The 18,871-nt window shown below is 41.2% G+C and carries 19 protein-coding genes; 11 read left to right on the top strand and 8 right to left on the bottom strand.

Features of this window, described 5'->3' with window-relative positions; all coding sequences use genetic code 11:
* Positions 1 to 158: 158 nt before the first annotated feature.
* A complete protein-coding gene (locus tag O9332_RS19785) occupies positions 159 to 665 on the top strand; it encodes a hypothetical protein (RefSeq protein WP_002768563.1) in 507 nt (168 codons plus the stop codon).
* A gap of 72 nt (positions 666 to 737) precedes the next feature.
* Here the strand turns inward: O9332_RS19785 and ndhD1 are convergent, their stop codons facing one another.
* Both ndhD1 and O9332_RS19795 read right to left on the bottom strand, forming a co-directional pair.
* On the bottom strand, positions 738 to 2,321 hold the full coding sequence (gene ndhD1, locus O9332_RS19790; protein ID WP_002762997.1) for a photosynthetic/respiratory NAD(P)H-quinone oxidoreductase subunit D1: 1,584 nt from the start codon (positions 2,319 to 2,321) through the stop codon (positions 738 to 740).
* Between the two features lie 303 nt (positions 2,322 to 2,624).
* A complete protein-coding gene (locus O9332_RS19795; RefSeq protein WP_288027035.1) occupies positions 2,625 to 3,362 on the bottom strand; it encodes a phycocyanobilin:ferredoxin oxidoreductase in 738 nt (245 codons plus the stop codon).
* A gap of 175 nt (positions 3,363 to 3,537) precedes the next feature.
* Between O9332_RS19795 and O9332_RS19800 the strand changes: the two genes are divergently transcribed.
* From O9332_RS19800 to O9332_RS19815, 4 genes are all read left to right on the top strand, one after another.
* The gene (locus O9332_RS19800; RefSeq protein ID WP_288027037.1) at positions 3,538 to 5,850 is read left to right on the top strand and encodes a transglutaminase TgpA family protein; all 2,313 of its coding nucleotides are present in this window, start codon (positions 3,538 to 3,540) and stop codon (positions 5,848 to 5,850) included.
* Positions 5,851 to 6,084: 234 nt separating this feature from the next.
* Positions 6,085 to 6,723 (top strand): hypothetical protein, encoded by a 639-nt coding sequence (locus O9332_RS19805; protein ID WP_288027039.1) that lies wholly within the window; start codon positions 6,085 to 6,087, stop codon positions 6,721 to 6,723.
* Between the two features lie 161 nt (positions 6,724 to 6,884).
* The gene (locus O9332_RS19810) at positions 6,885 to 10,712 is read left to right on the top strand and encodes a dynamin family protein (protein ID WP_288027041.1); all 3,828 of its coding nucleotides are present in this window, start codon (positions 6,885 to 6,887) and stop codon (positions 10,710 to 10,712) included.
* A 92-nt stretch (positions 10,713 to 10,804) separates the two neighbouring features.
* Positions 10,805 to 12,460 (top strand): dynamin family protein, encoded by a 1,656-nt coding sequence (locus O9332_RS19815; RefSeq protein WP_288027043.1) that lies wholly within the window; start codon positions 10,805 to 10,807, stop codon positions 12,458 to 12,460.
* Between the two features lie 443 nt (positions 12,461 to 12,903).
* Here O9332_RS19815 and O9332_RS19820 read toward each other — a convergent pair whose 3' ends face one another.
* From O9332_RS19820 to O9332_RS19830, 4 genes are all read right to left on the bottom strand, one after another.
* Positions 12,904 to 13,188, bottom strand: a complete 285-nt coding sequence (locus O9332_RS19820) for a type II toxin-antitoxin system Phd/YefM family antitoxin (RefSeq protein WP_288027045.1) — start codon at positions 13,186 to 13,188, stop codon at positions 12,904 to 12,906.
* A 164-nt stretch (positions 13,189 to 13,352) separates the two neighbouring features.
* Positions 13,353 to 13,622 (bottom strand): hypothetical protein, encoded by a 270-nt coding sequence (locus O9332_RS19825; protein WP_002736772.1) that lies wholly within the window; start codon positions 13,620 to 13,622, stop codon positions 13,353 to 13,355.
* On the bottom strand, positions 13,570 to 13,908 hold the full coding sequence (locus O9332_RS28470) for a DUF6972 family protein (RefSeq protein ID WP_002803289.1): 339 nt from the start codon (positions 13,906 to 13,908) through the stop codon (positions 13,570 to 13,572). The genes O9332_RS19825 and O9332_RS28470 overlap by 53 nt, the downstream gene beginning before the upstream one ends.
* Positions 13,909 to 13,913: 5 nt before the next feature.
* Positions 13,914 to 14,111 carry a type II toxin-antitoxin system HicB family antitoxin gene (locus O9332_RS19830; protein WP_002738060.1) on the bottom strand — a complete coding sequence of 66 codons (198 nt, stop codon included), beginning with the start codon at positions 14,109 to 14,111 and terminating at the stop codon, positions 13,914 to 13,916.
* Between the two features lie 324 nt (positions 14,112 to 14,435).
* Here O9332_RS19830 and O9332_RS19835 point away from each other — a divergent pair, with 324 nt between their 5' ends.
* Together O9332_RS19835 and O9332_RS19840 are read left to right on the top strand one after the other, a co-directional pair.
* Positions 14,436 to 14,684 carry a hypothetical protein gene (locus O9332_RS19835; RefSeq protein ID WP_288027048.1) on the top strand — a complete coding sequence of 83 codons (249 nt, stop codon included), beginning with the start codon at positions 14,436 to 14,438 and terminating at the stop codon, positions 14,682 to 14,684.
* A gap of 446 nt (positions 14,685 to 15,130) precedes the next feature.
* Positions 15,131 to 15,595, top strand: coding sequence for an SRPBCC family protein (locus tag O9332_RS19840; protein ID WP_002762988.1), 465 nt, complete (start codon positions 15,131 to 15,133; stop codon positions 15,593 to 15,595).
* Between the two features lie 73 nt (positions 15,596 to 15,668).
* On the opposite strand, the gene O9332_RS19845 is transcribed toward O9332_RS19840, so the two are convergent.
* Positions 15,669 to 15,872 carry a ssl0294 family protein gene (locus O9332_RS19845; RefSeq protein ID WP_002762986.1) on the bottom strand — a complete coding sequence of 68 codons (204 nt, stop codon included), beginning with the start codon at positions 15,870 to 15,872 and terminating at the stop codon, positions 15,669 to 15,671.
* A gap of 70 nt (positions 15,873 to 15,942) precedes the next feature.
* Between O9332_RS19845 and O9332_RS19850 the strand changes: the two genes are divergently transcribed.
* From O9332_RS19850 to O9332_RS19865, 4 genes are read left to right on the top strand one after another with little or no spacing between them, the layout of a single operon-like run.
* Entirely contained in the window at positions 15,943 to 16,458 is a 516-nt protein-coding gene (locus tag O9332_RS19850) for a DUF1499 domain-containing protein (RefSeq protein WP_002762985.1), read from the top strand.
* 37 nt (positions 16,459 to 16,495) lie between these two features.
* The gene (locus O9332_RS19855; protein WP_002762983.1) at positions 16,496 to 16,993 is read left to right on the top strand and encodes a DUF427 domain-containing protein; all 498 of its coding nucleotides are present in this window, start codon (positions 16,496 to 16,498) and stop codon (positions 16,991 to 16,993) included.
* Positions 16,994 to 17,013: 20 nt separating this feature from the next.
* Complete coding sequence (locus O9332_RS19860) at positions 17,014 to 17,193, top strand: hypothetical protein (RefSeq protein WP_288027052.1); 180 nt, start codon at positions 17,014 to 17,016, stop codon at positions 17,191 to 17,193.
* Positions 17,194 to 17,215: 22 nt separating this feature from the next.
* A complete protein-coding gene (locus O9332_RS19865; RefSeq protein WP_002762982.1) occupies positions 17,216 to 18,097 on the top strand; it encodes a 4-hydroxybenzoate solanesyltransferase in 882 nt (293 codons plus the stop codon).
* A 238-nt stretch (positions 18,098 to 18,335) separates the two neighbouring features.
* Here O9332_RS19865 and O9332_RS19870 read toward each other — a convergent pair whose 3' ends face one another.
* Complete coding sequence (locus O9332_RS19870; protein ID WP_288027054.1) at positions 18,336 to 18,764, bottom strand: hypothetical protein; 429 nt, start codon at positions 18,762 to 18,764, stop codon at positions 18,336 to 18,338.
* Positions 18,765 to 18,871 lie beyond the last annotated feature (107 nt).

Consider the following 18,871-nt stretch of genomic DNA (forward strand, 5'->3'; position numbering starts at 1 on the left):
TGAAAATTTTTGCCTCAAACCCTATCGGCGTAAGAACTTCAGGATTTTGTGTCCAGTAGTTCATTGGTATTGTATTGCTTGAACTCAGGCTCTGTAAGACTTTTAGCCATAGCTAGTATGTTTATACGGGGGAAGTCCAGGAATAAAGGAGATTTTTCATGAGTCAAGAGTTAACACCTGCTCTAGAGCCAAAGCGTAAAGGCACATTGGGGGAACAAGTTCGTAAAATTGCCGATCAGCTTCAACAAGATACTGAATTGCAGATTAAAGCGACCTCTCGTATACTAGGAGCCGCCGCTCAGATTAGTGAAAATCACGATCAACTTATTCGTGAGGTTGTTGATATGGTTGAGGAAGATCTAGACAACCAAGCTTGCGTTTATCAGACAATCAACTTCACTGTTGATACTCTTAAGCAGCAGTTTAGAACGCTAAATGAAGCTAAGTATTATTTTGGATTAAAAGCTAATAGTTGGGCAGCTCTTGCTAATAAACTCAACAATCTATCTACTCAAGACTCGATGCCTATTGATTATGACAAGAATTCAATATCAAAACGCTTTGATGTGATTGAAGGTGAGATCAGAGCTATGCGTTCCGAAATAAGTCAGATATTGTTTCTGTTAAAGCTACTTATTCCTGATAAGTCCTCTCTTGATCAATAATGTGGTGGGTTACGGCGAATTTTTAATTATTGGTTAACTGCTTAACTTGTCGTCGCCTAACCCACCCTACATTTAAATTTCGGGTGCTTTTAGGGAATAAAGGGAGAAACTAGGGGTTTTCACTTTAGCCTGTTGCACTAAACTGGGGACGGAATTACGCGCTAGGGCGGTTAATTTATTGGTGGTAGCATCGTAAATCGTCGTCGCCACTTTGGGATAGAGTCCAATGCCGATAATTGGCACTAATAGAGAGGCGATAATAAAGACTTCCCGGGGTTCCGCATCCACTAGGGCATGGTGTTCTTCTAATTCCTTATTTTCCGGTCCGTAGAGAATTTCTCGCAACATGGACAAGAGATAAATCGGGGTGAGAATGACACCGATAGCCGCTAAAAAGACGATAATAACGCGGAAAGTGGGACTATAGGCATCACTGGTGGCAAAACCGATAAATACCATTAATTCCGCCACAAAACCGCTCATCCCGGGCAAAGCCAGGGAAGCGAGGGAACAGGTGGTCCACATGGCAAAAACTTTCTTCATTTTCTTGCCGACACCGCCCATCTCGTCTAACATCAGGGTATGGGTGCGATCGTAGGTACAACCGACCATAAAGAATAAACTCGCCCCAATCAGTCCGTGGGAAATCATCTGTAACATCGCCCCGCTTGTACCAATATCGGTAAAGGAAGCCATGCCAATCAGCACAAATCCCATGTGAGAGATGGAAGAATAGGCAATTTTGCGCTTAAGATTGCGTTGGGCAAAGGAGGTTAAGGCGGCGTAGATAATATTAACTACCCCTAAAATCACCAAAACGGGGGCGAAAACGGCGTGAGCATCGGGTAACATCCCCATATTCATCCGTAAGAGCGCATAACCACCCATTTTAAGCAAAATTCCCGCTAGTAACATATGGGCGGGGGCAGTGGCTTCGCCGTGGGCATCCGGTAGCCAAGTATGGAGGGGGAAAATCGGCAGTTTTACCCCGTAGGCAATCAGAAAACCGGCGTAGAGGAATAATTGCAGTTTCAGGGGGAAATCCTTGCCAGCAATAGTCACCATGTCAAAGGAGACGGTATCGCCATAAAAAGCCATCGTCAGCGCCGCTACAAGGATGAATAGAGAGCCTCCGGCGGTGTAAAGGATAAATTTGGTGGCCGCGTAGAGACGGCGTTTACCGCCCCAAATGGAGAGGATCAGATAGACGGGGACTAATTCTAATTCCCAGACGAGGAAGAACAGTAACAGATCCTGGACGGCAAACACCGCAATCTGTCCCCCGTACATCAACAGCATTAGGAAGTAGAATAGTTTCGGTTTAAAAGTCACCGGCCAAGCCGCTAAGATAGCCAGAGTGGTGATAAATCCCGTTAAGATAATCAGAGGCATGGAGAGGCCATCGGCTCCTAAGGACCATCTTAGGTCAATTTCGGGCAACCATTGGTAACTTTCCACTAATTGCAGATTGGGATTAGCGAAATCGTAACTGGTATAGAAAGCGTAGATAATTAGGGCAAAGTCGATTAATCCCACCGTCAGAGCAAACCATCTCACGGTTTTACCGTCTTTATCGGGAATTATGGGAACTAATAAAGCGGCGACGATGGGAAAAAGGATGATGGCAGTTAACCAAGGAAAGTTCGTTAGATTCATCGGCTGTTTTAATATTTATTTAATTGTCAGAATCGAGAAATTAAGCTAGGGCTTTTTGGCGGTTTTACCGGGGAAAACCGCTTTTTTTCTCTTCTTCTCGCGGTTACAGTTAACTGTACCTAAATCAATCTAGCAATTATTTTCCTGTCTTTGTCTATTAATATTGTTAAGTTTCAAGAGACTTCTGGCCTAATTAGGGTTTGCTAAAAAAGTTTTTCGGTGGGGGCAGGGTGTGGGGTGTGGGGTGTGGGGTGTAGGGTTTTATACCATTAACCCATCCGACAAATAATTGTGCCTCCCTACTTAATCGGGCAAATCAAAGAGAACGCCCGTCATATAACGCTCTGCCCATTCCCAACCAAAGGCTTTTTCTAGTACACGCCGAGTTTTATCGTTTTTCTGCTGTTGACTACAATAATCCCGTTGTCCCTGTAAATAAATGCGCGCTTCTTCCCCAGAAAGAGGCTGACTTTCCCTAGCACATTTGCAGTGAATTGTCAAGAAATCTGTTACTCTTTGTAAAAATTGTCGTTCCTCGGCGGCGGTTTCGGGACGAATAAACAGACAATATTCCGAGAAAATATGACCCCAAGGCGGCAAATCACGAGCTTGAGCGAAATCGACCCCAGGTAAAGCCGCTAAAGCTTGATTATAGGCACTAGAGAGGGTTTTATCGACACTGGTGGGAGAAAGATCCACAATAGCGGCACTGATTCCCGCTTTGCCGGAGACTATATCACATCCAAACATCGGCAGCGGATATTCTGGACGGGGGAACATGACACAGTGAAGTATATCCAAACCATTGCCCAGTTTAGCCAGTTCTAGGTGCATTTTGCGGAACTGGGGGGTTTGATAGCAGCGATTCTCGATAATTAATTTTTCCCCTTCTAAACGTCCCTCCACATAGCCTAAACCTTCGGGTAACTCAAAGGGCGACAAATCAAGATAATTTTCCCAGTGGGACAGAATTGCTGTGGCTAATTGTCCAATCAGGGGATGAAGTAACGGTAAAATTTCAGGGTTGGTAACGGCTATCATAGGTCAGTTATCAGTTATCAGTTATCAGTTATCAGTTATCAGTCATCAGCTTTTTGCTCCCTATCTCCCGTCTCCTGACTCCTGACATCTAAAATCCACTTTACCCCATGGAGCGATCGAGATTAGAACTGGGAAACATAAAATTAACTTTTTGATCCTTCTCCCAATTTACCCTATGGTTAGCAGTGCCGCTCGTCCAAGACCTTCCTTAAAAACCCTCTGGCAAAAGATAGAATCTTCTCCCTTGCCGGAAACCGAGGAATCGATTATTTTAAGAATTCTGGTGCAAGCTTTAGTAATCGTCGGTATTATCGCCACCGATGTGGCTACTGATAGTTATACCAGTATTTGGGCCGTTCCTCTCAGTATTATCGGCGGAATCTGGAGTTGGCGACGCAGGAAAAAGCGCAATATTGGGGCAAAATTTTGTATAGCGATCGGAATGTTGGTAGTGTTGGCGCTATTCTTGGGTGATATCGTTGCGATGCAGGATAGTCGCATTGCCTTAACACAATTATTAATTCAATTACAAATTCTCCATAGTTTTGACCTGCCCCGACGCAAAGATTTAGGGTATTCTATGGTAATCGGTTTAATTCTCTTGGGAGTCGCCGGGACAATCTCTCAAACCCTTGCTTTTGCGCCTTGGTTAATCCTCTTTCTGCTTTTATCCCTACCTACCCTAGTTTTAGACTATCGTTCTCGTTTAGGTTTAGATAATCTCAATCAGAGTCTCCCTTTCTTGGCAAAGAAACCCCCCCGTCTAGCTACAAAAAAATTAGTTTCCCCACAAAATTCTCCCCTTTCTCCCAAACGTTTCGGGATTTTCTTTCTGACAATTCTCCTCTTGGGATTGACAATTTTTGCCCTGATGCCGCGTTTTCCTGGTTATCAAATTCAATCTTTTCCCGTCAATAGTCCAGGAGGTATGGAAAATCAGGATTTTGAACAGGGAGACCGACAAATCGTTAACCCCGGCTATGTGCGCGAGGGTGAAACGGGGAATGGTGGCGTAAATGGCGGTAATAGTCCCACTACAGGGTCAGGACAGTTAGATTCTACCTTTTATTACGGTTTTAACAGCCAAATCAACCAAAATTTGCGGGGAAGTATGACTCCCCAGACAGTCATGCGGGTACGTTCTCAAGCTCCCGGATTCTGGCGCGCCATGGCCTTTGATCGCTATACTGGTCAAGGGTGGCAAATCTCGCGAGATCAAGAATTAGAGGATTTAAATCGCAGTAGTTGGTCCTATCGCTTTTTTGTGCCGTTACCCGCAACCCAAGCAAAAACTCATCAGGTAGTCCAAACTTACAGCATTGTCTCCAGTTTACCGAATATTATCCCTGCTCTTACTTCGCCCCAGTTTCTCTTTTTTCCCACTCGACAGGTATCTCTGGACCGAGAAAATAGCTTAAGGTCGCCGGGAGGATTAGCAGAAGGGCTAACTTATACTGTAATCTCACAAGTGCCAGAACGCAATCGCAGCCAACTGCGATCGGCACCAGAAACCTACCCTAAGTCTATTCTCAAGTATTATTTACAAATTCCTGCTGAAATTGCCCCGAAAGTCCGCCGAAAAACCGAGGAATTGCTGGCAAAATCTCCCACACCGTTAACCTCTCCCTACGAGAAGGCCCTATATTTGGCCCAAGCATTAAAGCAAAACTATGAATTAAAAACCGATTTGCCCTTTTTAGCCGAAAATGAGGATTTAGTCCCGGCCTTTTTGTTTCGTTTTCAGGGGGGTTACGCCGATCATTTTTCCACCGTGTTAACGATTATGTTACGCTCGATCGGTATTCCTGCCCGATTAGCCACCGGTTTTGCCCCTGGCCAGTTTAATCCTTTTACTGGCTTTTATGTTGTCCAAAATACGGACGCTTACGCCATCACAGAGGTGTTTTTCCCTGGTTACGGTTGGTACACTTTCGATCCTATCCCGGGCCACGAATTAATTCCCCCATCCTTTGAGGAAGCGGAACCTTTTAGCGTCCTCAAGCAATTTTGGCAATGGGTGGCCGGATGGTTGCCCTCCCCAGTAACGGGTTTTCTCGGCCTGATTTGGGAAAATGTTATCGTTACTATCGGTCAGTTATTGGCCTGGTTATGGCGCTTTATTTCCGGCAGTCTTTTCGGGGGAATTCTCGGCGGTTTAGTCGGGGTCGTCTTCGCTTACGCTGGTTGGTTAGGATGGGGACAGTTCCATCGTTGGCGTCGGGGTCGCCGGTTAGCAAAACTACCACCAATCGAGCGTTTATACCAGCAAATGTTAGGAATCTTAACAGAAGCTGGTTATGGTAAACATCCCGCTCAAACCCCTTTAGAATACGCCACCGCCGCCCGCAGCGTCCAACCGCCGCCAGTGGCGAATATTATCGAGGAGATTGCTTGCGCCTACGTTGATTGGCGTTATGGCGGGAAATCGGCTAATATCGAGAGATTACGCCAACGTTTTCGAGAATTTGTCAAGTTGGTGAAAAAGTGAGCTTGAGCCTATAGTTAGGGTTTGCGGCAAAAAGTTTTTCAGCAAATCCTAAATAATTAGTCTTTAATAACTGGATTTAGTATTACTTGGCGATCCTTTGATAAATGGCGATCGCATTGCGCTAATCCGATGGCTTCGACTAAAATAAATATGCTAGGATTGGGGTAATTTATCTGGATCAAGTTATTCCCTAGCCTAAATAAATACTCATTCCTCCACTGACAAGATATCATCATGGATCTACCAGCCTTTGATCATAACCTTCATCAGTCCGATACTACCCACACTTTACATACTCATGCGGATTCGTCGCTGGATTTGCACGACCAGCAAGATTTGTTAAACGACCCTAATTTGGGAGTTCACCACGATCCCTTTGTCCCATCTAATATCAGCATTTATGAGCCTCATCATATCCATAATGCTTTTGAGCATCAGGGTTTAGCAGATTATCAACCCCATCACGCTAATGGTTTATTAGACCATCAATATTCTCAAGTTGATCATCCTTCTCATTTTGATCAAGGTTTTGAGAACCAGCACTTAGCAGATTATCACCCTCATCATGCTAACAGTTTCCCAGACCATCAATATTCCCACGCAGATCATACTTCCCATTGGGATCATCTTTCACAGCGATCTGGTTCTGAGACGGCTTCTGAGTTATTAAGTAAAGCCAATGAACTGGAGAAAAAAGCTAACGATAGTTTAAGTCGTTCTCAGAGTCACAGTAAAGAAGCCGATTGGCATCGTGAGCATAAAAACCAGTCAGATGCCTCTAGTCATGGGAAAGAAGCCCAAAATGCGATGGCTGAATCTGAGAAATATCAGGCGGAAGCTCAAAAGTTAAGGGAACAGGCGAAAAAAGTCTAGAGGGTTATTATGAAAGGTAGCTTTTAGACTGTCGCATTAGAGAGCAAAAACCTTGACTTTTACCTTATTTCTGATAGCCCAGGACAGGATTTTTCTGTATTACTGGGGTTGACTAAGACTAAATTAAAGTTACAAAAAACCATTATGGAGGATTTAGAAATATGTCTTGGATGTATGGCTTAAGCTTATTAGCATCAAGCGGTATTAATGCTTGGTCAGCATCAGAAAATCGTAAATCTTCTGAAAGTATCAGTCGGCTAAATCGGGATTCTTCCGAAGAAATTGCTCGATTAAGTAGAAAGCATTCCGCAGAATTGCAATATAATCAATTAAAATTTTCCGTATTGCAACAAAGAGAAAATCAAGAATTTCAAAGAGAATTAGCTGAACTTAACCACGAAAGAGCGAAGGAAATTGAGGCTTTTCGGGCGCAGGTTAACTTTGCGATTAATCAAAAAAATCTGGATTTTCAAAAATGGCGTTTTGAGCAGGAAAAGAAGATTCAGTATGATATTTTGCAGTTACAGCAAGATTTTCAGCGTGATTTGACCCAAATTCAGCATCAAAATGCTTTAATACAAATGCGGGAAAGGCTTAGGGAAGATAAATCGCCTATTCATAATCCAGCTTTTGATATATTGGAAAATTCTTTTGCCCATCGGGTGATGCCTTTACAGGTGTTAATTTCACCGCCGCAACTAAATTATGATCCCAAAACAGGAAAACCCTATATTTCTGGCGTTGAAGATACTTTAGCGGAAGAAATTCATCAGTTTCTTCGCCAGGGTTATGCTGGTAATCAAAAATGGCCTGTTCAATTCTTAAATGGAAATTGGATTTCTAATAGCCAGGGTGGAAATGCGGCTTTATTATCTCTGCATTCACAGTTGAAAAACATTCCTGTTTTAATCTTGGATACAAAAATTCCCTTCGACGAACTAAATTTCAGTGTGGGATATTGGTTTAGTGGTGATGTTTCCTTTACTCGCTCTTCCATTTTATCGAGTCAATCCGTTTCTCATTTGCTTCATGAATCTGCTAAAAAAAGAGCCTTGAAATGGGAAGAAAAACGAGAAAAAATTAAGGCTAGTGGTAAAGATGAAGCATATATTAAGGCTTTAGGGAAGGTCGATGAGGAAAATTTACAGATTTATTACCAAGAGTTAGCAGAAATTGCTGAGTTAAAACAAATTGGTGTTACCGATTTACCCATTCGCAAGGAATACAAAATCACCGAAGAAGACTACAAAACATTTTATCGATATTTGGCGGTATGGCATTGTTTAGCGATCGGGCTTTATGCTGACATTCTCTTTTTGGGTAATTCTTGGGAAAATACTCCTTTATTGCCTAGTTTAATTCCTTATCTGTTAGAAAAATATCGGGATAACCCTCTGTTAACTTCGGAGTTTTGGCAGGAAGCCATTTCCAGCATTGTGAAGGTTTACGGAGAGTTCTATAATAGTTTGAGGTCGGATTTTGCCTATTGTGGCCATGAAATTCGGATGGAGTTAGCGTTATCTTTAGCTAATTTACCAAGCGAGTATCGGTGTTTGGCTTTAGAGCAAGGTAATAAGGCTTTTTCAGATTGGTTACGAGCTAATGATGCGCCTTCGGACAAGGTTTTTGATCTCGACAATGACGCTGATTGTCAGCTTTTGAAACGGATTATTTATCAAGAAGATAAGCCGTTTTTGGAGTCTTTAAAGTTATTGTTAGATAAAGTTAAGGATGTCGATAGGATTGATGGAAGTCAAAGCGCAGGGGTTAAGAGTCTTATAGCTGGTTGGGAGTTTTTGGATAGGTTAGGTATTATTTCAAATGTATCAATGATGGAGTTCGAGAAATCACCAAAGATTACAGATCCAAATCCTAAAAAATGTGATATGCTTAACCAAGCAAGCATATCTCACGAAACAGTTACTAGGAGAGAGACAATGGGTAATCAGAATTCGTCCGTTAATTTAGAGGCAACTGAAGTTCGTCTTTGGTTTGCCGATAAACTGGATCAAATACGTCAAACTTTAGTTGCATCAGAGCAACAGGCGGCACAAGCATCGGGAGAGTTAGCACTATCGGCTCTAATAGATAATTTGCGTAGGGAAGTTGATAAACTGAAAAATGCAAAATTTCGTTTCTTGATTATTGGAGATTTTAATCGTGGCAAAAGCAGTATTCTGAACGTTTTATTTGGTCAAGAATTGCTACCAATGGGGGTCACTCCTACTACTTCTATTCCTACTTTTATTCAATACGGTGAACAAGAAAAAGTTATAGTGTACAAAAAAGATGGTACACAGGAAAGCATGAGCCTAAAGGACTATCAACAGAAATATACTTTTAACTCAAAACAGGTAAAAGATAAAATCAAAAATATTTTTAAAACAGTTGATAATTGGCTAAACTCTTTAGAAAAAGCTGAAATTTATTACCCAATCGAATTGTTATCGAGGGGGGTAGAGTTTATTGATACAGCAGGGCTGAACAGTTCGGAGGCTGAAGATAGAAAAACGTTGTCGTACATTCCTGAATGTCATGCAATTCTATTTGTTTTAAGTGCTCACCAGCAGCTTACTGCCAAAGAGCAAGCTTATCTAAACACACATATTAAGGATAAAGTAGGATCAGTATTCTTTTTGATAAATCAATGGGAATTAGTCCCAGAATCAGATAAAGAAGAAATACATGAGGCTTTTGTCGAAAGATTATCTGACTGTTTAACAGCAAAAGAAAAAGAAATCGAACAAATGTGGGAGGATACCATATTTGACGTATATGCTCGTACAGCTTTAGAAAAACTAAAAGGGAGAAACTCTCTCGATGGAACTGGATTTATACAATTCAGCACGAGACTTGACCAGTTTTTGATTCATGAACGATTAATTGCTGAACTATTGCCATCTCTTCAAACGGCAACATCCGTTACGAATACAGTAACTAAGACTGTTGAGGAGAGATTGCTTGTTCTTAATGAGACGGTAAAGTCTTTGGAAGAAAAAATCAGAAAAGTTAATCCTCATATTAATGTAATGAAGAGAATTGCTAAAGGGCTAAGAACTCAGGCTATTAATAACAAGAATTCTTGTATTGCACAAGTTGGGGGAGACTATCAGAGTTATTTTAGTCAAATACTAAGCAAAATCGAAACTGATTTCATCATGCCGCCAGTAGCAGGTCTCGGAGAGAATCAAAAAGAGAACTATAAAAAACTATTAGAGAAAAAACTCCAAGAATACCAGCAAGAGAAACTTGGTGGGTGGGAAAAAATAAGTGCGGGTGTCGTAGCCAATACTTATCTTGAGTTAACTGAGTTGTTTAATGAAGAAAATAAGGAATACGACAAGGAAAGACAAGAAATTAAGGAAATTCTTGAAGGAAAAGACCTTAATATTCAAAATCAATCTCAGTTATCAACTTATCAAACTGGTTCTACTCCAGAAAGTTCTCTAAAGGTAATTGATGCTAGTGCAACTGGAAAAATGATCTTGGCTGGATCAGCCGCTACTGTCGGTACAATCACAGCAGGCGTTGGACTGGCTACGGCTGCGAACGTTTATCTTGGCACTCATATACTGTTAGCGGCTGGGTTGGCTGTAACACCAATAGGAGCGGCTTTATTAGCTGTTAGTGTTGTAGGTGGTGGACTTGCAACTTGGTGGGGACGACGTTCGGAAATCGATAAATTTCAAAAAGGAATGCAACAACAATTAGCTAAAGAATTCCAAAGATTGCTTGAGCCTGAGCAAATATCGGGTATTAAGGAAGCTATTGGGAATTTATTTGTTGGTTTTGAGAGTTATGCCGATCAACTAAAAGATGACGTTGAATCTTTGGAAAGTTCTCTGAATAACTTACTGGAATCCAAAAGGAGTAAAGAAGTTGATGCTCAAGCTGAAGCAAAACGTTTAGAAGCCTTGAAAGCAGATATTTCTGCCCAATGGGAAACTATTAATGTCAAATATACGGAGATAGCTACAGCTAAAAAATAAGTGTATTTTCGTAATTGTTTAAGCGTAGTTTACTAAAATTGTTATTTAGCGGACTACGTTTTTCTCTATTAATTCAAGGGCTTATATTCAAAATGAAATCTGTAATTGGAACTTCAAACACTCTTAAAACAGCTTGCCAATTTCTTGATCCCCAAGAACATCAACAACTTATTAAAGATGTAGAATCGGTCTGTGAACAACTTGTTAATCCTAATTTTAGGATAGCTATGCTTGCCCCCTTTAACTTTGGTAAATCCACCCTAATTAATGCTCTATTAGGTCAAAATATAATGCCTGTCAAGATGGTCAGAACAACTGGCACAGTGATCAGAATTAAATACGGAAAAACTTTAACTACAATTATTACCTTAAAATCAGGTGAAATTATTAGAAGCAATGACACAGAAATCCTCAAAGAATTTGCCGTATTAAACAAAAAAGGACAACGAAGAGAAGATGTTGGCTCTGTAGAAGTTTTATGCCCTCATTTCCTATTAAAAAACGGAGTAGAACTGCTGGATTTACCTGGGACAAATGATAGAGAAGCACAAGATGTTTTAGTTCGTGATCAATTATTACAGGTTGATTTAGTCATCCAAATATTAAATGCAAGACAACCCTTTACTCAAGGTGAGCAAGACACTTTAAATCAATGGTTGATTGAAAGGGGAATAAAAACAGTTATTTTTGTTCTGAATCGTATGAATGAAATAGAAACCCAAAAGGATAAAAGTGAAATATATGATGATGTAGTCTCAACAATTAAATTTTTCAAACCTGATTTACCAGAAGGGCTAAAAAAGCTATATTGTGTTGATGCACTTCCTGCCCTAGAAGCAAAACAAAACAGGAAAAAATGGCAAGTGTTCAAAAGTGGCATCATTGATTTTGAAGTTAGTTTATTGACTATCATCTCATTGCATAAAAAAAGAACAAGTCAAACTAGGTTCCTTCGTGTAATTACTATGGCAAGTAAAGTAAGATATATATTGAATAAGCAAGCTCAAGAATTAGCTATAGAAGTTTCAAATGCTGAAAATATCAGAAATCTTGCTATTGAGAAGGGAAAACAACAAGAAAAATCACTAAAAGAAGAATTCTCAAAAAGAGTAGAAATTTATCAAAATTGGCTGTACTTAAATACTCTTGTTGCAAGCTATGAAATAGAGGCGGCAAAAACTTTAGAAACTAAAGGTTTTTATGACTGGCAAGATAACAAGTTTAAACCTACTATTTTAGATTATACTCAAGCTATAGAAAAATGTGTCAGCAAGGCTTGTAAAAAATTTCAAAAAAGTAATTCTAATCGTATTAATATTTCATTTCCTGAGTATCCAAAAGTCTCATTACCTACTCGTCAGGATAGAAATGCGGGACAGTGGATTGGTGACATCTTTAACGGTGGTGCAAATAGAAAAAAATTAGACCAAGAATATGAAAATAAGAAGTGGCAGGCTTATAAAGATGCTGTCCATAGCTATTTGTCTGAATTTAGTAAAAGTAACTTAGCTTCTCTAAATGAATATGAAAAAAATGTTCATCCTTTAATCACTTTTTCTATACCAGCAGAGTCTCACGAATTTATTGACAAACGTAATGACTTAAATTCTCTAAATTCTTCCATTGATTCAATTCAACATATAGAATCGCAAAAAGCTGGAATAAATAGATATAAATTAAAAATATTGGAACTTTTCAAGGTATTTATAATATTTTGGAATAACTGGTTTTTACATTTTTTAAAATAATGGCTAAATTAAGTATATAAAGTTTTAGCTGGTTAGTAAAAACAATCGAATAGCTATGTTATCCCGACTCCCTTGAAAAAGAGGTTCTTCCGAACTTACACTGTAGAAAATTCCCCAAGCTCCCTCTCTGTCCAGCAATGCTCTAAAGTTGATAAATATCAATCTAACAAAAACTCAAAGCCCTATTGTACAAGCTTTACAAGCATAAGTTGTTGATAGTTTTGCATGACAGGTTCGGTAGAGCCGAAAAAGAGAGAGCTAAGGGACCTGCGCTTTGATAATGTACCTTTTGGGCGAATGCAGTTCGCCCCTACATTGTGGACAAAATCCGTTACTGTAGGGGCGCAAAGCTTGCGCCCTCCGATCGATTGGGATATTATTCCCACGCAAGTCCCTAACCGAAGTCCGGTCGCAAATCACTTAGTCCTACGTCCTACTATGTCCTAGCGCCGACCACCGGAATCTAACTCAGACCGTAACAAATCTTTACAAAACTCTAACTTTTCCCTGGTACATTCTTCAACCGGCGTTGCCAGTCCCTCCCGAATGGATTCTCGCATCCCCGGAATTGAGAGGAGATATAACGTTTCTTGTACCGATTTCCAATCCCCTTCAGATAGCAAAACTGCATTACCATCGCATCCCTCAATAATAATGGGTTCGTGGGAAACAGTCACTGAATCAATCAAATCCTGCAACTTTTGTTGAGCCTCATTAACCGGGATCATAACCCCTCCTAATTGTTTTCTACCAGTGCCGAAAGAAAATCCTCCGATAATCCTAGCGCCAATTACCCAAACCTGACTCCATTCGTAACTATCTCGGTGCTTACCCTAACGGCACTGGTAAGGCGATATTCTGACTTCATTCCAAACGACAAGTTTAAACAAATCTAAGCGCTTTCCTCACTAGATAATCGTCCTTCAATCGGTTCGTATTCATCTTCCAAGAGCCAGAGTTGAGCCTCTTCATAATCTGGAAACGCCTTGACGAGACGGTACTTTTCAGCAGGATCAAAAACATAACACCCCCTCGCCTTATCGATCAACACTAGCAGGATATAGGGAGGGGACTGCATGGAATCCACCCAAACTTCTAGGAAGCGCCAATTATCCTTCACTAGGTCGGGTTCGAGGAATTGCGTGATATTGGTTGTTTGCATTAATCTTAACCTCGCCGTAGAATAAAGAAGACTTTAAACCATCTGGGCTAATTCGACAACCAATCGCTTCGGCAAAGAATAGCCCATAGCGCTCATAGTTTCGAACATTGCCCGTGTATTCACCCCTTTCCATGATAGCCTGAATAACTCGTAGCATTGTATCTTCATCTTTAAACACATGAATAGCTCGTCCTCGTAACAGTAATCTCCGTGATTGTGGAGTATTCGGTAAATGTTTAGAAATATGCTTAGCGTCAAGAAAAATCTCGCGATTAATTCCGCTCATAATGGTTAGACTTCAAGGTCTCTAATAATTGCTGGAATCGGCAGGCCGTCTTCCGCTAAAGCCGCAATATAACCGGCAATAGCCTCTTTTATATTAATCAAGGCTTCTTCTTTCGTTTTTCCTTGACTAACACAGCCTTTGAGACTTGGACAATCCACAATCCAATAGCCGTCTTCGTCTCGATATACAATGACTTGCCTCATTTTTCCACTCGCTTTTTAAGAAGTGTTAATAATTACCCCTAATCATAGCAAGCAACTCAGCCAAATTTATTTACCGTTCCTGCATTAGCCTTCCCCCCAACGTCATCTCTAGATTTAGCCCCGGCGCTGGAGAATACTTACACTAGCGGCGTTGGTTTTTCGCAACCAAAGTAAATTACATATCTTAAATTGAGAGTAACTAAACTTGACAATCGGTTTAACAATGCGCTAGAGTAACTGAAACTTCTAGACTGTAACGCTGGCGGAAGGGAGGCTATTAATTTCGACTAAATTTCTTTACTACTAAACTAAGAAAATATAATTATGACAAACTATCAAACAGAAATTAAAATCAAAGTTCCTTTAGATGTTGCTCAAACTTATTGGAATGCAACGGAAGAAGATCGTCAAAAAATAGCAGAAAAAATCGCTTTTTATGTTCAATCTTCAAATTTATCTAGAAAAGAATCTCTGGACAAATTATATAAAACGATGGATACTATTGGACAAAAAGCACAAGAGAGAGGATTAACCCTTGAAATTTTAGAATCTCTCTTAAATGAAGATAACTAAACGCTTTGTTCTCGATACCAATGTTATTATCAGTTAATATCGAGAGTTTACGCCAACGTTTTCGAGAGTTGCTCAAGCTAGTGAAAAAGTGAGCTTGAGAGCAGTTATCTTAATGGTGAGGTAGGAAGTTTTCGTTTTGGGGAGTCGATCGCCGGTCGTCCATAGCAAATTAGGTTACACTTTATCTTGATGAGAAAGGCTATAAACAAGACTATGTTAAGAAATGTAACCAAGGCCGAAACCCTTACTGTTGCCTTGTCTGCACAGTTAACTTTATTTTTGTCCGACTACCGATAATTCTCAGCCAGCAATTTAAGTAGGGAGGCACAATTATTTGTAGGATGGGTTAGCGGTAGCGTAACCCATGCAGGCGTTGGGTTTCATGCTTCAACCCAACCTACGTTCATCTTATATTTAATTCCACCCACCCACTTATAAGCAGATCAATGTCATCTTGTCAAGTATTTGAACAATCAATTCAGATTAAAGCTAGTGCCACGACGGTAGAGCGTTGTATCACGGATTTAGAGTTAATGCGTCGTTGGTTGAATCCATTGTTAGTTTGTGAACCTATCGGGGATTGGAAGACCGATATCGGTGGGAGAAGTCGTTTTTTGATTCAAATTCCCCTAATTCAGCCAACGCTGAAAAGTACGGTGATTGAGAGAGAACCGGGGTTAATTGTCTGGCAATTTGAAGGCTTTTTTCGTGGTTGCGATCGCTGGGAATGTCAACCCAATGATGGCGGCACTTGTCTAATCAATCGTTTTGAGTTTGCGATTCCTAATCCGGTTGTGGGGTGGGGATTCCAGCAATTCGCCGCTAAATGGACTAAAAAGGATATGGAAGCGCAATTAAGACGCTTAAAACGAGTAGCCGAGGAAATTTATCTACTTTCAGCAACAAGTTAAGCTGATGGGGTGGTAAGCGGGGGGTTTTGGGGATGGGAGAATACCCTCGCCCCCGACAGCTAACCCCCGATCCCTAATCGATCGAGATCGACTGGGGACCGTTGCCATTATCCTGATTATTGTCGTTAAAACTGACTAATCCCTGCTGTTCTAACCATTTTTTGAGGGGATCGTCCGAGAGTTTCAAGCGCAGTAATCCAGAGGCAAAACCACCGAAAAAAGCGATCGGTTGTTGAATCAGTTCTTTAACAACGGGTTGTAATTCATCGAGAAACATCTTATTCTATCTCCTGATATTGTCACACCTATCAATGTTAAGTTAATTGAAGTGATTCTGTAAGACTAGCATGACTGAAACTCCCAACACGGTGAAAAAATCTTTCCGGCTAACCCCGTTTATTTTCCTAGGAATACTGCTCATCTGGCTAGGAATTAGGTTAATTGCTCCCGATAGCGTTAGTTTATTCGCCGGTACTCGTCCCGATTATTTGGGAGTCAGGGAGGGTAAACTGGCTCCTTGTCCGGTCACTCCTAATTGTGTTAGTAGTCAGAGTCAGGATCAGGCTCATGCGATCGAACCCCTTAGTTATCAGGGTAGCGGCGAAGAAGCGATCGAGCAATTAGCTAAAATTATCGCCTCCCAACCGAGAACTAAAATTATTAGCCAAGATAGTAACTATCTCTACGCCGAATTTAGCAGTCAATGGATGGGATTTGTCGATGATCTGGAATTTTTTCTTAATCCTAGCAAAAATGCGATCGATGTTCGCTCGGCCTCCCGGTTAGGAGAATCGGATTTAAATGTCAATCGAGAACGAGTGGAAACCCTGAGAAAACTCTTTTCAGTGATCAGTAATCAGTAAACGGTGAACTGACTCGGAGAATAATATAAGAAAAATTATGTTTCGTCCCCAACCGATACCAGCAAAAGCAGGACAGGAATCCGTCTGGGATTATCCTCGTCCCCCGCGCCTAGAATTATCGCCTAAACACCTAAAAATTATCTTTAATGGTGTGATAATTGCCGATACTAAAAGCAGTTATCGAGTTCTAGAAACCAGTCATCCTCCAGTTTATTATCTACCGCCCCAAGATATTAAAATGGAATACCTGCAAGCCACAGCAGAAAAGTCTTTTTGTGAGTGGAAAGGTCTAGCGGGATATTACAATATCACCGTTGGCGACCAACAGGCAATTAACGCCGCTTGGTATTATCCGGACCCAACACCAGAGTTTCAGGCAATTAAGAATTATCTGGCTTTTTATCCTGCCAAAATGACCGCTTGTTATGCCGACGGCGAATTAGTACAACCGCAGCCTGGCAACTTTTACGGGGGATGGATAACCTCCGATGTGGTTGGTCCGTTTAAAGGCGCTCCCAATAGTTGGGGCTGGTAATCACGTTAAGTAAGTAGGGTTTGCTGAAAAAGTTGATTGGTGGAGTCAGGAGTCAGGAGATTATTTTTATTTATTCTTCCCACACCCCACACCCCACACCCCACACCCCACACCCCACTTCCCCAAAACCCCACTTCCCACTTCCCACACCCCACACCCCACACCCCACACCCCACACCCCACTTCCCCTTAACTCCTAGTTTCTACTTTTTACGAGAAATTATGACCATATCCCAACCCGATCTAGAACCCACTTGGATGACGATTATTCGCCTCTTGCGCTGGGATAAACCCGCCGGTAGGTTAATTTTGATGATTCCCGCTTTATGGGCGGTATTTTTGGCGGCAGAGGGGGTGCCGCCACTACCCTTGATCGGGGTGATCGTTTTGGGAACTTTGGCCACTAGCGCCGCCGGCTGTGTGGTTAACGATCTTTGGGATCGGGATATCGATCCACAAGTCGATCGCACTCGTAACCGTCCTTTAGCGGCCAGAGCTTTATCGATCAAGGTTGGTTTGATTATCGCTCTAATTGCTTTCTTTTGTGCCGCAATTTTAGCTTTATATCTCAATTTCCTGAGTTTTTGCCTATGTGTGGCCGCCGTTCCCTTGATTATCTGCTATCCCCTCGCCAAGCGTTTTTTTCCTGTACCCCAATTGGTTCTTTCTCTCGCTTGGGGTTTTGCGGTTTTAATCTGTTGGAGTGCCGTCACCGGGTCGTTAAATAGCAATACATTTATATTATGGGGAGCGGTGATTTTTTGGACATTGGCATTTGATACTATTTATGCTCTGTCCGATCGAGAGGATGATCTCAAGGTTGGTATTAACTCTAGTGCCATATTTTTCGGCAAATACGCCCCGGAAGCCGTGGGGGTCTTTTTTGCCCTAACAGTGGGTTTATTGGCTTGGGAGGGGCAAAAAATGCAGTTATCAGCCTTTTTTTGGCTAGGGTTGGTTCTAGCTGCGATCGCTTGGTTGCGTCAATACCGGCTGTTACGTCAATCGGATTTACCTAAACCAGTTTATGGTCAAATGTTCGGTCAAAATGTTTGGGTCGGTTTTATTTTATTAGCGGCTATGATTGGGGGAAGTTTGTATTAAAACTCCCCCAAAAATGTCCCTAGAGTCAGTAACTAAGCTCTTCCTAATTTAAATTGCTTGTTGAGACGAGGCAAGGGGCAAGAGCCAAAAGGCAACCCCCCCAACCCTAGTAGGGTTGATTCATGAATCAACCCTACCTTGAATCAACCCTACCTTGAATCAACCCTACTAGCAGGGGGGGCGAGGGAAATTCGGCTAATCTAAGAATAAGCGGTTTAAATACGTCTTAGCTTATTTCCTATTCTGAATCTGATAATCCCATTACCGTAGCTGATGCGGGTTCACCAGTCATCAAAGCTACCCGTCTTTGAAAATTTTTCTCCACAGCAATGCAGGTATTTAATGGATCTAAAATACCCTTTCTGATTTCCCTTTCCCAAGAATAATTTCTTTCTCGGTGTTTAAATCTTGATAATTGCTGGGTGAAAACAGTAACCACTTGATAAATGATTTTTAAATCGTAAAGAGAGTCAATTTGAGAAATTTTAACCGCTAAAGCCCGAAATTGACGGGATATTTCTTGGGCTTGCTCTTGACTACAGCCATGGTCATGATGATAATAATTAACTACTTCTGCCATGTACTGAGCGTGTTTAGCGGCATTTTGAATACTAAGTAGGTGGGTGGAATTAAATATAACTGAACTTCCCCCATACATATATACCACAATAGCTGAAAACCCTTATCCATCAATGGATGCACCCCCTTAACTTATCTTAATGTACCCATGTAATTTGTAACATTTCTTAATGGACAAGAATTCTCTCCATTTGC

The sequence above is a fragment of the Microcystis sp. LE19-10.1B genome (assembly GCF_027530565.1).
GTDB classification, from domain to species: Bacteria; Cyanobacteriota; Cyanobacteriia; order Cyanobacteriales; family Microcystaceae; genus Microcystis; species Microcystis aeruginosa.